This is a genomic window from Mycolicibacterium vulneris (assembly GCF_002104765.1).
GTDB classification, from domain to species: Bacteria; Actinomycetota; Actinomycetes; order Mycobacteriales; family Mycobacteriaceae; genus Mycobacterium; species Mycobacterium vulneris.
The window spans coordinates 1-15,435 of sequence record NZ_NCXM01000007.1; the positions used below are offsets into that span (position 1 = coordinate 1).

Here is a 15,435-nt window from a genome sequence, read left to right on the forward strand (position 1 = left end):
AGCAGCGCGCCCCAGATCTCCCAGACGGAGACGTCGAAGACGAGCGAGTGCCACTGCGACCAGACCTTCCCCGGCCCGGTCGGCAGATCGGCGTGCAGCGTCCGCAAAAATTCGGTGACGTTGCGGTGCGTGACCGCGACGCCCTTGGGCGTTCCGGTGGTGCCCGAGGTGTAGATCATGTACGCGATGTCCTCGGGCGCCGGCCCCTCCAGCTCACTGCTGGGCTGGCCGTCCGCCGCGGCTTCGTCGACGTCGATGACGGGCAGGTCGAACCCGTCCAGCCGGGTGCGCAGGCTGGCCGTGGTCACCACCGCGATCGGCGTGGCATCGCCGAGCATGAACTCCATCCGCGCCGACGGCAGCGCCGGGTCAATCGGCAGATAGGCCGCGCCGGTCTTCAGCACCGCAAGAATCGAGACGATCGCCTCGGCAGAACGGGAGAACAGCAGCGCAACGCATTCGCCCGGGCGCGCGCCCTGTTCGGCCAGCAGGTGCGCCAACCGGTTCGCCGCCTCGTCGAGCTCGCGGTAGGTCAGGGAGCGATCGCCGAAGGTCAGCGCCACCGACTGCGGAGCACGCGCCACCTGGATGGCGAACATCTCGGGAATCGACAACGAGGACTTGACCGGCTTGGTCAGTACCGCCCGGTTGCCCCACTCGTCGAGTCGATCGTGCTCGCCGCCATCCAGCAGATCGATCGACAACAAGCGCCGTCCAGCACCGACGGTCATGACTGCTCCTCCAAGTCCACGGTCATGGCTTCCAGCACCCGCTTAAACCGATCTACGAGCTTGTCGATCCTCGCCTCGCCAAATACGTCTGTATCGAACTCGACGCGAAGGCCTATTTCGTGGCCTGGCACGGCTTGTACCGAAAGCGGGTAGTGGTTGTATTCCCGATTGGTGAATCTAGTAATAGTTAACTCGTCGACGGCCGATAGCGCGGCAGTATCGATGGGATAGTTCTCGTACACGAACATTGTGTCGAAAATTTGGTCATGTCCCGTTACACGATGGATGTCATTCAGTGCTAAATGCTGGTGGTCCAGGGTGTTGGTGTAGGTGCGTTGCAGCTGGTCAAGCAGGTCGGCGATGGTGGTTTCGGCGCCAATAGTCGCCCGCACCGGAACGGTGTTGATTAAAAGGCCCACCATGGCCTCGGATCCGGCCAATTCGGTCGGACGGCCCGAAACCGCTGTGCCAAACACCACATCGTGCTGTCCGGTCAGCCACATCAAGAGCTGCGCCCAAGCCGCCTGCAGCACCGTGCTGACGGTGGTGCGGCATGATCGGGCCAATTCCCCGAGTAGACGGCTGGTCTCCGCGGACACGTGGAACTCCGCAACACCGCGCGGTCCGAGCGCCATGCGCCCCGACGGACCCACCAGCGTGGGGGTGTCGAAACCCTCGAGCACCTCGCGCCACGCCGCCTGAGCCGCGGCACGATCCTGCTCGGACAGCCAGGTGATGAAGCTGCGGTACGGCACCGGCGCGGGCAGCCGCACCCCGAAGTAGCTGGCGAAGATCTCTTGCAGCAGCACGGGCTTGGACCAGCCGTCGAGCACGATGTGGTGGTTGGTGAGCACGAACCGGTACGTGTTCTCCGCCGTGCGGATCAGGGCACCCCGGAACGGCGGCTGCCCGGCCAGATCGCAGACGGCGATGCGTTCGGCGGTGGACAGCCGCTCGATCTGGTTCGCGATGTCGCGGTCGGTGTCCAGTTCGACGTACTGCCAGGCCAGCACCGGATCGGTCGTCATGACCTGCACCGGCTCCCCGAAGTCCTCGGAGAAGCTGGCCACCACGTTGGGGTGGCGGGTGATGACGGTGTGCACCGCCTCCCGCAGCCGCTCCGGATCGACGGCGCCCGTCACGGAGATGTCGAGCTGCACCGCATAGAGGTCCTCGCCGCCCTGGGCGGTGCCGGTGTGGAACAACAGTCCCTGCTGCAGCGGGGTCAGCGGCAGCACGTCCGCGATCTGGTACTGCTGCTGCAGTTCGTCGAGGTCCCGCTGGCTGAGGCGGGCGGGCGCGATGTCGGACGGGGTCAGGCCGCCGCCACCGTTTCGCACGTGCGCGCAGATGCCGGCCAGGGCGTCGAACCACAATTCGCTGAGCCGGCCGATCTGCTTCTCGTCCAGCGCCGAGAGCGCCCACGTCCAGTTGGCCTGCAGGTGCGGGCCGTCCGCGGTGTCCATGGTGCCGGCGTTGAGCTCCACCGTGTGCGGCAACGGCAGCGCCACGGCGCCGGCCGCACCGGCCAGCGCGAAGCTGTCCGGATCCAGCTGCCACAGATCGGCCGATAGTTCGGCGGCCCCGCCGCCGAGTCGACCCAGGTAGTTGAATCCGATGACTGGATCCGAAGCATCCAGTGCCGCTTCGGGATTCAGGTAGCGAAGCAGCCCGTAGGTCAAGCCGTCGGGCAACGCGCGCAGCTGTTCCTTGGCGTCCTTGATCAGGCCGCCCAGGGCCGCGTCACCGCCGACCACCTGGCCCCAGGACAGTCCACCGACCCGCAACGACACCGGATACTTCGCGGTGAACCAGCCGACCGTGCGGGACAAATCCACCTGCGGGCCCAGCTCTTCGTTGCGTCCGTGGCCCTCCACGTCGATGGCGATCGGCGCACCGGTGCCCACGAACTGGGTCCAGGCCAAGCCGAACGCGATCAACAGAATGTCTTGCACGCCAGCGTGGAACGCCGCGGGCACCTCACCCAGCAGCAGCCGGGTCGTCTCGACGTCCAACGACGCTGAGAGCTGCCCGGCCGTCACGTAGGTGTCGTCGGGCTGCGCCTCCGGCAGCACCGCCGGGATGGCGGCTACCTGCCGCCACTCCTCCAGCCGCTCGACCACCTCGGGCCTGCGCGCGTATTCATCCAACAGCGACGACCACCGCGCGAACGAGGTGCCGCCCACCGGCAGCGCCACCGGCTGGCCGCTGTGATGCTGGGCCCAGGCGATGTTGAGGTCTTCGATCAGGGTCCGCCAGGACACCCCGTCGACGGCCAGGTGGTGGATGATCAACGCCAATTGGTTTGTCGCACTGGCCCATACGGCACGCAGCAACACACCGTCGGCCAGGTTCAGCCGCGACCGGGCGTCGACCAGCGCCGCTTCGGACAACACGTCGACCGACTCCACGCAGTCGCCGGCCTGCACCGAGCCCGCCTCGGGCACGTCGAGCGACCAGCCGCCGACGCCGTCGTCCTCGACGCGCATCCGCAACATCGCGTGCCGATCCAGCAGCGCCTGCACCACCACCGGCACGTCGTCGAACGTGACCTCAGCCGGCGCCGCCAGCACCATGGTCTGGTTGAACTGCTCGACCGGGCCGTCCATGTTCTGCAGCCAGCGCATGATCGGGGTGGCCACCACGGCGCCCAGCCCCTCGTCGACCACGTCGTCGTCGCCGCTGGCCACCGTGGCGACTCGCGCCAACTTGGCCACCGTCTGCTCGACGAAGACGTCCCGCGGGCGGCACACCACTCCGGCCGCCCGGGCGCGCGCCACCACCTGCATCGACAGGATGCTGTCGCCGCCGAGGTCGAAGAAGGAGTCGTCGACACCGACGCGCTCCACCCCCAGCACCTGGGCGTAGATGCCGGCCAGGATCTCCTCGATGGCGCTCACCGGCGCCCGGTAGCGGTCGGCGTCCTGGTATTCCGGCGCCGGCAGCGCGCGGATGTCCAGCTTGCCGTTGACCGTCAGTGGCAACGCGTCGAGCACCACCACCGCCGAGGGCACCATGTAGCTCGGCAACCGCTCGCCGAGCTGGGCGCGTACCTCGGCCGGGTCGGCGGTTCCGGTCACGTAGCCCACCAGGCGCTTGTCGCCGGGGCGGTCCTCGCGGGCGATCACCGCCGCGTGCTCGACCCCGGACAGCGAGGCGAGGGCGGCCTGGATTTCGCCGAGTTCGATGCGGTAGCCGCGGATCTTGACCTGCTCGTCGGCGCGGCCCATGTACTGCAGCTGACCGTCGGCGCCCCAGCGGACCAGGTCACCCGTGCGGTACATCCGCGCACCCGGGGCCCCGTACGGGCAGGCCACGAATCGCGTCGACGACAGGCCCGGGCGGCCGACGTAACCGGTGGCCAAGCCGCCACCGGCGACGTACAGCTCACCGACCACGCCGACGGGCACCTGGCGCAGCCAGCCGTCGAGCACGAAGAAGGCGAGGTTGCCCAGCGGCCCCCCGATCGGGCTGACGTTGGTGTCGACGTCGTCGTCGACGATCTCGCGGAACGAGGCGTGCACCGTCGTCTCGGTGATGCCGTACATGTTGATCATGCGGGGCAGGCCCGGGTGGCGGTGCAGCCACGCCGACAACCGGTGTGGCTCCAGCGCCTCACCACCGAAGACCACCGTCTGCAACTTCAGCTGCTCACCCAATTCGGGCGCCAACGCATCGGCGCTCTGCAACGCGTAGAACGCCGACGGGGTCTGGCTCAGGACGCTGACCTGCTCGCGAACCAGCAACGCATGCAGGTCTTCAGCCGAGCGCACCACCGCATCCGGCACCACCACCAGGCGTCCGCCGTATAGCAGTGACCCGAAAACCTCCCATACCGAAAAGTCAAACGCCAGCGAGTGACATTGAGTCCACACTTGGCCTAACCCGAGTTGAGCATCAAGTGTCTCCAGCAACAACGTCACGTTGTAATGCGGGATGGCGACGCCTTTGGGCGTGCCCGTGGTGCCCGAGGTGTAGATGATGTAGGCGATGTTTTCTGGAGCCGGCACCGGCAGGGCCGTCGTCGGCTGGGTGCGCACGGCGGGGTCATCGATGTCGACGATCAGGCCGTCGAAACCGTCCAGCCGGGAGCGCACCTCGGCGGTGGTCACCGCCGCGACCGGTGCGGCGTCGCCGAGCACGAATTGCAGCCGGGCCTCCGGCACGCCCGGGTCGATCGGCACGTAGGCCGCCCCGGTCTTGAGGACGGCGAAGATCGCCACCACCGCTTCGGCGGACCGTGGGATCACCACCGCCACGCGCTGCCCCGGGCCGGCCCCCTGCTCAGTGAGCAGATGCGCCAACTGGTTTGCCGAATCTTCGACCTCACGGTAGGTCCACGACCGCTCGCCGCAGGTGATCGCCACCGCGTCGGCGGCGCGGGCCACCTGCGCGGCGAACATCGCCGGAATCGACGCCTGCTCCCCCGGCCGGCGCGCCAACATCGCCCGGTTGCCCCAGGCGTCGAGCCGCTCGTGCTCGGCGGCGTCGAGCAGATCGATCGACGAAAGCCGTTGTGCGGGATCGGCGGTCATGGCCACCATCACCTGACGCAACCGCTCGATCAGCGTTTCGACGCCGGACGCATCGAACACCTCGGTGTCGTACTCGACGCGCAGGCTCAGTTCGTGTCCCGGCGTCGCCACCACGGAAAGCGGGTAGTGGTTGAATTCGCGGCTGCTGAATTCGGTGACGGCCAACTCCTGAACGCCCAGCAGTGCACCGGCATCGATCGGGTAGTTCTCGTACAAGAAGAGCGTGTCGAACAGTTGGTCGTGGCCGGTGACGCGGTGAATCTCGTTGAGCGCCAAGTGTTCATGCTCGAGAGTCTCGGCGTGGACGCGTTGCAGCTGCTCGAGCAGGTCGGCGACGGTGGTCGCGGCGGCGATGTCGGCCCGCACCGGCACGGTGTTGATCAACAAACCGACCATGGCGTCTGCGCCGGGCAGCTCGGTGGGCCGGCCCGAGACCGCGGTGCCGAAGGCCACGTCGTGCTGGCCGGTCAGCCAGGTCAGCAGTTGCGCCCACGCACCCTGCAGCACGGTGCTGACGGTGGTGCGGCTGGAGCGGGCCAATTCGCCCAGGGCGCGGGTGGTGTCCGCCGACACCGTATAGGTGGCAACGGCGCGCCGGCCGATCTTGCCCGGCGGCGCCACCAGCGTGGGTGCCTCGAATCCGTCGAGCGCCTCGGCCCAGGCCGCTTGGGCGCCGGCTCGATCCTGAGCGGCCAGCCACGTCAGGTAGCTGCGATACGAGGGTGGCGAGGGCAGCCGCTCGCCGTAGTAGCCGGCGAACACCTCGCGCATCAGGACCGGCAGCGACCAGCCGTCGATGACGATGTGGTGAATGGTGAGCAGGAACCGGTGCCGGTCGGGCGCGGTGCGGATCAACGCGGCCCGGAAGGCGGGCTGGCCGGCCAGGTCGCAGACGGCCGTGCGCTCGGCCGCGGACAGCTGCTCGACCTGTTCGTCGACATCACCGCCGGTGGGCTCGACGTAGTTCCACGCCATCACCGGCTCGGCCGGAATGATCTGCACCGGCTCGCCGAATTCGTCGATGAACCGCGCCGCCAGGTTGGGGTGGCGGTTGACGACGGTCTGCACCGCGTCGCGAAGTCGTTGCGGGTCAAGGGAACCGCTCACCGTGATGCCGAGCTGCACCGCGTAGAGGTCTTCGAGTTCCTGCGCGAAGCTGGTGTGGAAGAGCAGCCCCTGCTGGACCGGGCTGAGCGGCAGCACGTCGGCGATCTGGTGCTGCTCGCAGAGCTCGTCGATCTGCTGCTGGTCCAGGCGGGCGGGGGCGATATCGGACGGGGTCAACCCGCCGCCACCGCTGCGCACGTGCGCGCAGATACCGTTGAGGGCCTCAAACCACAACTGGCTCAACCGGTTAACCTGCTCGTCGGTCAGCGCCGACGGTGCCCACCGCCAGTTGGCGTGCAGGTTCGGCCCGGCCTCGGTGTCCATGGTGCCCGCGTTGAGTTCCACGGTGTGCGCCAAGGGCATCGCCACCGCGGTGGCCACGGCCGCCGACGACAGGCTGTCCTCGCTGACGCGCCACAGGTCGTCGGAGAGATCGGCTCCCGCGGCCAACCGACCCAGGTAGTTGAACCCGATCACCGGGTCGGGGCCGGCCAGGTCGACTTCGGTGTTCAGGTAGCGCAACAGCCCGTAGGTCAGGCCGTCGGGCAGGGCGCGCAGTTGCTCCTTGGCGTCCTTGATCACCGCACCCAGCGCGGCGTCACCGGCCAGCACCTGCGACCAGTTCAGCGTGCCGTTGATCTTCAGCGCCGCCGGATATTTGGTGGTGAACCAGCCCACGGTGCGCGACAGGTCCACGCGGGACGCCACCTCTTCGTGGCGGCCGTGGCCTTCGATGTCGATGCCGATCGGAAGGGCTTCACCCAGGAATTCGGTGAATGCCAGCCCGAACGCGATCAGCAGAATGTCTTGTACCCCAGCGTGAAACGCCGCGGGCACCTCCCCCAGCAGCAGCCGGGTGGTGTCGACATCCAGCGACGCCGTCAACTGCCCGGCGGTCGCGTAGGTGTCCTCGGCCTGCACCGCCGGCAGTGCCGCCGGGGTGGCGGCCACCTGCCGCCACGCGTCGGCCTGCGCGGTCACCGCCGGGCTCTGCGCGTAGTCGGCGAGCAGCGAAGACCAACGGGCAAAAGACGTTCCGGGCGCCGGCAAGGCCACCGGCTGGGCGTTGTGAAGCTGGGCCCAGGCGATGTTGAGGTCTTCGATCAGGGTCCGCCACGAGACGCCGTCGACGGCAAGGTGGTGAATGACCAACGCCAATTGGCTTGTCGCACTTGCCCATACCGCGCTCAGCAGCGCCCCGTCGGCCACGTTGAGCCGGCCGCGGGCCTCGATCAGCGCCGCGTCGGACAACGCGTCGACCACGCGCAGGCAGTCGCCGGCCTGCACCGAGCCCACCTCGGGCGCCTCCAGGGACCAGCCGCCGGCGCCGTCGTCCTGCACGCGCAGCCGCAGCATGGGATGACGATCCAGCAGCGCCTGCAGCACCGCCGCGACGTCGGCTTCGCTCACGCCGGCGGGAGCCGCCAGCACCATGGTCTGGTTGAACTCGTCGATCGGGCCGTCGATGGTCTGCAGCCAGCGCATGATCGGGGTGGCCACCACCGGCCCTATCCCCTCATCGGCCGCACCGAACTCACCGTCGGCCGCAACCTCAGACACCCGTGCCAGGCGAGCGACCGTCTGCTCGACGAAAACGTCCCGCGGGCGGCAGATCACGCCGGCCGCGCGGGCCCGGGACACCACCTGCATCGACAGGATGCTGTCGCCGCCGAGGTCGAAGAAGGAGTCGTCGACGCCGACCCGCTCCACCCCCAGCACCTGGGCGTAGATGTCGGCCAGTATCTCCTCGATCGCGTCGGCCGGGGCTCGGTACTCGCTCGCGGCGTACTCGGGCGAGGGCAGGGCGCGCTTGTCGAGCTTGCCGTTGCCGGTCAGCGGCAGGGTGTCCAGCACCATCACCGCGGTCGGGACCATGTACGGCGGGAGCTTGTCGGCCAGCGCGGCGCGCAGCGCCGCCGGGTCGGCGGTTCCGGTGACGTAACCGACGAGGCGCTTGTCGCCGGGGCGGTCCTCGCGGGCGATCACCGCGGCCTGGTCCACTCCGTCGAGTCCGGCCAGCACGGCCTGGATTTCGCCGAGTTCGATGCGGTAGCCGCGGATCTTCACCTGCTCGTCGGCGCGGCCGAGGTACTGCAGCTGCCCATCGGGGCCCCAGCACACCAGGTCGCCGGTGCGGTACATCCGCGCGCCGGGACCGCCGAAGGGGTTGGCCACGAAGCGGGATGCGGTCAGCCCGGCCCGGCGCACATAGCCGTGCCCGACGCCGCGACCCGCCAGGTACAACTCGCCGACCACACCGGCGGGCACCGGCTGTAGCCACTTGTCGAGCACGAACATCGCCGCGCCGGCTATCGGGGAGCCGATCGGCACCACCGGGGATCCGGGCGTCAGCGGCGTGCTGATCGACGCGCACACCGTGGTCTCGGTCGGACCGTAGGCGTCGAGCATCACCCGCCCGGGCGCCGCCCACCGATCAACGATGTCGGTCGGGCAGGCCTCGCCGGCCACCACCAGCGCCGTGGCCTCCAGGCCCTCGGCCGGCAGCATCGCCACCGCCGACGGGGTCTGGGTCAGCACGCTGACTTTCTCCGCGACCAGCAGGTCGTGCAGATCCGCCGGCGAGGACGCCACCGATTCGGGCACGATCAGCAGCCGCCTACCGCGCAGCAGGGCGCCGAAGATCTCCCACACCGAGAAGTCGAAGGCCGAGGAGTGGCATTGCGTCCACACGTTCCCCTTCGGCAATCCGGCGTCGAGCGACTCGATCAGCCACGCGACGTTGAGGTGAGGAATCGCAACGCCTTTGGGGGTTCCGGTGGTTCCGGAGGTGTAGATGATGTACGCGGTGTTCTCGGGCGCCGGCAGCGGCAGGGCGGTGCTGGGCTGGCTGTCGATGGTAGGGTCGTGCACGTCGACGACCAGAACGTCGTGGCCGTCCAGGCGCGCGCGGAGTTCCGCCGTGGTGATCACCGCGCTGGGTGCCGCGTCTTCGAGCACGAAATCCATCCGCGACGACGCGTGCGCCGGATCGATCGGCACGTAGGCCGCGCCGGTCTTGAGCACCGCCATCATCGAAACGATGGCGTCGGCGCACCTGGGGAACAGCACCGCCACGCAGTCCCCCGGGCCGACTCCGCGGTCGGCGAGCAGGTTGCCCAACCGGTTGGAGGCCGCGTCGAGTTCCGCGTACGTCATGGAGTGGCCGTCGAATGTCACCGCGACCGCCTCGGGCGTGCTCTGCACGTGCTCGGCGAACGCCTGGGGGATCGACACGGGTGCGGGCACGGGCTCGTGCAGTGCCGGCCGGTTGCTCCACTCGGCCAGCAGGGCGGGCTCGTCGGGGGTCAGAAGGTCGATCGACGACAGCGGCCGTTCCGGGTCGGCGGTCATCTCTTCCAGGATCTGCTGCAACCGGCCCGCCAGGTCGGCGACGCCGAAGCTGGCGAACGGTTGGCCCGGGCCCGCGGTGCTGAGGTGCAGCTGGTCACCGGCGCCGAGGAAGAACAGTCCGAAGTGCCCGACCGGGCCGTGGTTCGTGTACGACGCGGTCGCCGGAGAGCCGGCGAGGTCCAAGGTCAATCTCATCGGGAGAAAGTTGATTCCGACTCGATTCGGCGCTTGCCGCAGCCCGTCACCCTCCAGGGTGTGCACCGGGAACCGCTGATGCTGCAACAGCTCGCGGATGCGCTTGTCGACGTGCTTGCAGAAATCGGCGACGGTCGATTGCGGCTCGGTCGCCAGGACCAGCGGCACCACGCCCGCGAGCATCGCGGGCAGCGTCTTCGACTCCGGACGCACGCGCCGGCTGACCGGGAAGTCGAGCGCCACCTCCGAGCCGCTACCGGACCACCCGCGCACCAGCAAGGCGCACGCGGCGGTGGTGACCGAAAACCGGCGGATGGCCAGCTTCTTGGACAGCTCTTTGATCCGGTTGGCAACCGAGGGGTCCAACTGGACGGACGCGGATGGCGAGTAATGATCGCGCTCGCCGGCGGCCTCGGGCAGGCGGTCAACCGGCCCGCTCTCCGGCGGCAGGTGCTCGCTCCAATAAGCCTTGTCCTCGGCGTAGTCCTCGGAGGCTTCGTATGCCGACTCGAGGTCCACCAAGTCCTGCACCGAACCGAAGTAGGCGTCCGGAATCGGCTTTTCGGCCACCATCGCCGAGTAAACGGTCGCAACCCGTCGGCAAACAAGGGCCATGCCCAGACCGTCGATGGCGATGTGGTGGCAGCAACCGAACAAATAGAATTCCTCGTGCCCTGTTTGAAAGAGCACGAATTTGAACAGCTGGCCGTTCAGCGCCATCGGCGTGCGCTGAATGGAGGAAGCCCGTTCCCGGGCTTCCTGTACTGGGTCGGGGCGGTCTCTCAGGTCGTCGAACGTCAGCTCGACGAGCGGGTAATCGACCGGCTTCTGCACCACCTGGCCGTCGGCCTCGATGAACGAGGCCCTGCCGGGCTCGGCCTCGGCGACCGCCTGGGTGATTGCCTGCTCGAAGACGTCACGATCGACGAAGCCGTCGATTTTGACCAGAAGACCGAGCTGCCACTGCGTGCCGGCGAAGCCGGCTTCTTGGGACAACCAGATGTCCAGTTGCCCGCGGGTTAGCGGAAGTCCCCGGTCTTCCCTCTCCATCGACTCCCCCAAGTCTTCGCTACCCGCCCCATACCCTGACTCGTTACTGGTCAAAACCCCGACCCGTTGCGAGCTTGTCGCGCAGGCTCTTTGGCCGAATGTCAGGCCAGTGCTGCTCGATGTACTCCAAGCACGCAGCTCGGTCGGATTCCCCGTAGACCACTCGCCAGCCGGTTGGAACATCGGCGAAGGCCGGCCACAAGCTGTGTTGCTCCTCGTCGTTCACCAAGACGAAAAAGCTGCCGTTGTCGTCGTCGAATGGATTGATGCTCACAATTCTCCAGGATGCATAGTGGACATGAGTGGAACAGGTCCAAACCATAGTTGAGCCCTAGAGCGCTCGCCCGTGGTTTGGACAAAGTTGCTGGTGCGGCCCAGAAGGCTGTTGACGCCATCTAGTGATTTGTCTGCGGCGGGGCCCCGATGCCCCGGAATTCGCATCAGTAACCTGCATCAATGGCGTCGACTGCGAGATATCGCTATTGGAGCAGGCACGTCCTTCAGGCCCGATGAAGTTATTGTGCTTGTCGTCCCACAGCCTAGCCGAAGTCGTTGGGGGCAGGAAAATCACCAAGAGGCGAAACCTGGCAGGGTCCTGGCAAGACTGCCCGCCGTCGCCCAGCCGGTGACACCGTGCGGCCGCTGTGCTTAGGTGGTGTCGGCTGCGACGAAGCAACGGGCGGATTCGTCGCTCAGCAAAATGCCGTGTGCGCAGGCGATAGGCATTACGATCCCGTATCGCGTTGGCAAAGCACTGAAACGGGAGCGACTGGCGTGGTTTACTCAACAGACCTGGTCGCGCTCCCTGGGGCGGGGCTTGCATGAGGTGTCCGAGGCACATTCGCAGCGCTGCAGTCTGGCGTGTCGCGACCGGTGTGTAGTTGCATGTGCGAACGACGAGGACTGCCCGGGCTTGAACACGGCTGAAGGGGGTGCAGTGGTCGAATCGGATGTCCGGGCGCGGCCCGACAAAACCAGCGCGGAAGGACGAGAGATTAGCCAACGTCGTTTCCTGGGCTTTGGTCGTCGATCTTCAACTGAACCCGTGCAGCAAAGGGGACCTCACACGACGCGCACGAAAAGGGGTCCGGGGGTGTTCGGCTTCCTGGGTCGGCTGTGGATCCCGCTGGTCATCGTGGCCGTTGTTGTGGCCGGAGGTATGACAGTCTCGCGGTTGCACGGCGTCTTCGGCTCCGAGAAGCGCCCGACTTATGCCGAATCCAGGCAGCAGGACACCAAACCGTTCAACCCCAAACACGTGAAGTATGAGGTCTTCGGCCCCGCCGGGTCGACGGCCGACATCAGCTACTTTGACGCCAACGGCGAGCCGAACCACATCAACGGTGTCGAGCTGCCGTGGACTTTCGACATCTCGACGACGCTGCCATCGATCGTGGGAAATGTGGTCGCGCAGGGCAACAGCGATAGTCTCGGCTGCCGCATCGTGGTCGACGGTGTCGTCAAAGCCGAGAGGATCTCGCACGAATTGAACGCATTCACCTACTGCGTGTTGACCGCCACATGAGTGCGCCGCAACTGGGGACCCAGCCGGCCGCGCGACCACGTATCGCGCGGATCATCCACCGCCTGTCGGTTCCCATCATCTTGGGCTGGCTCGGGATCGCCGTGCTGCTCAGCGTCGCCGTCCCTTCGCTGGACAAGGTCGAGGCGGAGAATGCGGTCTCGCTGAGCCCGTTGGGCGCACCGTCCTTCAAGGCCATGGAGCGGCTCGGCAAGGACTTCAACGAGACCAACTCCGGCGCGTTGGCGATGATCCTGCTGGAGGGCCAGCAGCAACTCGGCGACGACGCGCACAAGTATTACGACCGCTTGGTCAACCTCTTGGAAGCCGATCACGCGCACGTGCAGCACGTCCAGAACTTCTGGGGCGACCCGCTGACCCGCGGCGCCGCGCAGAGCCAGGACGGTAAGGCCGCATACGTACAGGTGAACCTGAACGGTAACCAGGGCGCGGCCGCGGGTGACGCGTCAGTGGCGGCCGTTCGAAAGATCGTGCAGGAGGCTTCGCCGCCACCGGGATTAAAGGTCTATGTGACCGGGCCCGCACCCATCGTCGCGGACATGAATATCGCCGGTCAGCAGAGCATCATGCTGGTTACGCTGGTCAGCCTTGCCGTGATTTTCCTGACGTTGCTGCTCGTCTATCGGTCGATTGTCACGGTCATTCTTTTGTTGTTGATCGTCGGCCTTGAACTGCAGATAGCGCGCGGAATGGTCGCGCTGCTCGGCCATCTCGGGCTGGTCGGCCTTACCACTTTTGCCGTCAACCTGCTGGTCGCGGCTGTTATTGCGACGGGTACCGACTACGGCATTTTCTTCGTCGGCCGATATCAAGAGGCGCGGCACGCGGGCGAAAGCCGAGAAGAGGCCTTTTACACCACATTCAACGGTGTGGCCAAGGTCGTTTTGGCCTCTGGTTTGACCATCGCCGGTGCGGTGCTCTGCCTCAGTTTCACCCGGCTGCCTTTTTTCCAGCCGCTAGGTATCCCCTGCGCCGTCGGTATCTCCGTCGCGGTCCTGGTCGCGATAACGCTGGGCCCGGCCCTTCTGGCCGCCGGAGCCCGGTTCGGTCTGTTCGACCCACGGCGTGCACTCTCGACCCGCAGGTGGCGACGGATCGGTACGGCCGTTGTGCGGTGGCCGGCGCCTATCCTCATCGCCTCGTTGGCCGTCTCGCTGATCGGGCTGTTGACGCTGCCGAATTACAAGCCCAGCTATGACGACCAGAAATTCATTCCGGACCGCATTCCCGCCAACGTGGGGTATGCGGCCGCGGCCAGGCACTTCCCCGGCCAGCGCATGTCGATGCCCGAAATTCTGTTGATCGAGACCGATCATGACTTGCGTAATCCGACGGACATGCTCGTCATCAACAAACTCGCCAAGGGCGTTCTGGCGGTGCCCGGAATCGCGACGGTGCAGACCGTGACCCGCCCTGAGGGCACGCCACTGCAACACACGACGATTCCCTGGATCATCAGCATGGGTCAGGCCAGCCAGATGCAGAACATGGCTTTCCAAAAAGACCGCATGAACGACATGCTCACCCAAGCCAATGAGCTGGGGAAGATGATCGGCCTCATGCAGCACATGCTGGACCTGATGAAAGAACTCGTCGCCACAACGCACCACATGGTCGGGACGACGCATGAAATGCAGGACATCACTTCGGATTTGCGGGACAAAGTTTCGGATTTCGAGGACTTCTGGCGCCCGATCCGCAGCTATTTCTACTGGGAAAAGCACTGCTACGACATCCCGATCTGCTTCTCCCTGCGATCCATCTTCGACGCGATCGACGGCGTCGACGAGATCAGCGACAAATTGGGCGACCTGGTGAAGAACCTGGACGAGCTGGATGCAATTCTGCCGCAGCTGGTCATGCAGATCCCGCCCATGATCGAAACCATGTCGGGCATGCGCACCATGATGCTGACCATGCACAGCACCATGTCCGGCGTCATGGGCCAAATGGATTCGAGCGCAAAGGATCCCAGCGCCATGGGGCAGGCGTTCGATGCCTCCAAGAATGACGACTCCTTCTATCTGCCGCCCGGGATCATCAACGGGTCCGAGTCGTTCAAGCGGATCGAGAAGGTGTTCATGTCGCCGGACGGCAAGGACGTCCGTCTGCTGATCTCCCAGCGGGGCGACCCGTCGACGCCCGACGGCCTTAACCGGGTCGAGCAGATCAAGACGGCGGCCGAGGAATCGCTCAAGGGCACTCCCCTGGAAAACGCCAAGATCTATTTGACCGGTACCGCGGCAATTACCAAAGATCTGGTGGACGGATCCATGTTCGACCTCTTGATCGCCGGCGTATCCGCGATCTGTCTCATTTTCATCATCATGCTGATCATGACGCGAAGCTTCATCGCCGCCATGGTCATCGTCGGCACGGTTCTGCTTTCGCTCGGCGCGTCCTTCGGGTTGTCCGTGCTGGTCTGGCAGTACTTGTTGCACATGCAACTGCACTGGAGTGTGCTTTCCACCTCCGTGATCGTGCTGTTGGCGGTGGGCTCCGACTACAACTTGCTATTGGTCTCCCGAATGAAGGAGGAGTTGGCTGCCGGGATCCACACGGGCATCATCCGCGCCATGGCAGGTACCGGAAAGGTCGTGACGAACGCCGGCCTGGTGTTCGCCTTCACCATGGCCTCGATGGGAGTCAGCGAGCTGCGCAGCATCGGCCAGGTGGGCACGACGATCGGCATCGGCTTGATCTTCGACACGCTGATCGTGCGGGCATTCATGACGCCGTCGGTCGCCGCATTGCTGGGACGCTGGTTCTGGTGGCCACAGTTGGTGCGCCCCCGCCCGGCCAGCACGATGCTGCGGCCCACCGGCCCCCGTCCGTTGGTGCGTTCACTGCTCCTGAAGCAGCCGCAATAAGTGGCGGCTTTCCACTTCAGGGATGGGAACAGCAACCGTGGGGAACACTGTGA

The 15,435-nt window shown here is 66.3% G+C and carries 5 protein-coding genes; 2 read left to right on the top strand and 3 right to left on the bottom strand.

Going from position 1 to position 15,435, the window contains the following annotated elements; genetic code table 11:
• From B8W69_RS08290 to B8W69_RS08300, 3 genes are all read right to left on the bottom strand, one after another.
• The coding region (locus tag B8W69_RS08290; protein WP_133057982.1) for an AMP-binding protein at positions 1-731 on the bottom strand (731 nt) is incomplete at its 3' end.
• The gene (locus B8W69_RS08295) at positions 728-10,969 is read right to left on the bottom strand and encodes a non-ribosomal peptide synthetase (RefSeq protein ID WP_085289361.1); all 10,242 of its coding nucleotides are present in this window, start codon (positions 10,967-10,969) and stop codon (positions 728-730) included. The genes B8W69_RS08290 and B8W69_RS08295, both read right to left, overlap by 4 nt.
• A gap of 43 nt (positions 10,970-11,012) precedes the next feature.
• Complete coding sequence (locus B8W69_RS08300; protein WP_085289362.1) at positions 11,013-11,243, bottom strand: MbtH family protein; 231 nt, start codon at positions 11,241-11,243, stop codon at positions 11,013-11,015.
• Between the two features lie 831 nt (positions 11,244-12,074).
• On the opposite strand from B8W69_RS08300, the gene B8W69_RS08305 reads away from it, so the two are divergent.
• Together B8W69_RS08305 and B8W69_RS08310 are read left to right on the top strand one after the other, a co-directional pair.
• Complete coding sequence (locus B8W69_RS08305) at positions 12,075-12,494, top strand: MmpS family transport accessory protein (protein WP_085289515.1); 420 nt, start codon at positions 12,075-12,077, stop codon at positions 12,492-12,494.
• Positions 12,491-15,382: an MMPL/RND family transporter gene (locus B8W69_RS08310; RefSeq protein WP_085289363.1), complete on the top strand. Its 2,892-nt coding sequence runs from the start codon at positions 12,491-12,493 to the stop codon at positions 15,380-15,382. Before B8W69_RS08305 ends, B8W69_RS08310 begins: the two co-directional genes overlap by 4 nt.
• Positions 15,383-15,435: the final 53 nt, after the last annotated feature.

Coding starts and splice junctions, on each gene's coding strand:
- B8W69_RS08295 (WP_085289361.1), bottom strand. CDS start 10,969: ATGGAGAGGGAAGACCGGGGACTTCCGCTAACCCGCGGGCAACTGGAC.
- B8W69_RS08310 (WP_085289363.1), top strand. CDS start 12,491: ATGAGTGCGCCGCAACTGGGGACCCAGCCGGCCGCGCGACCACGTATC.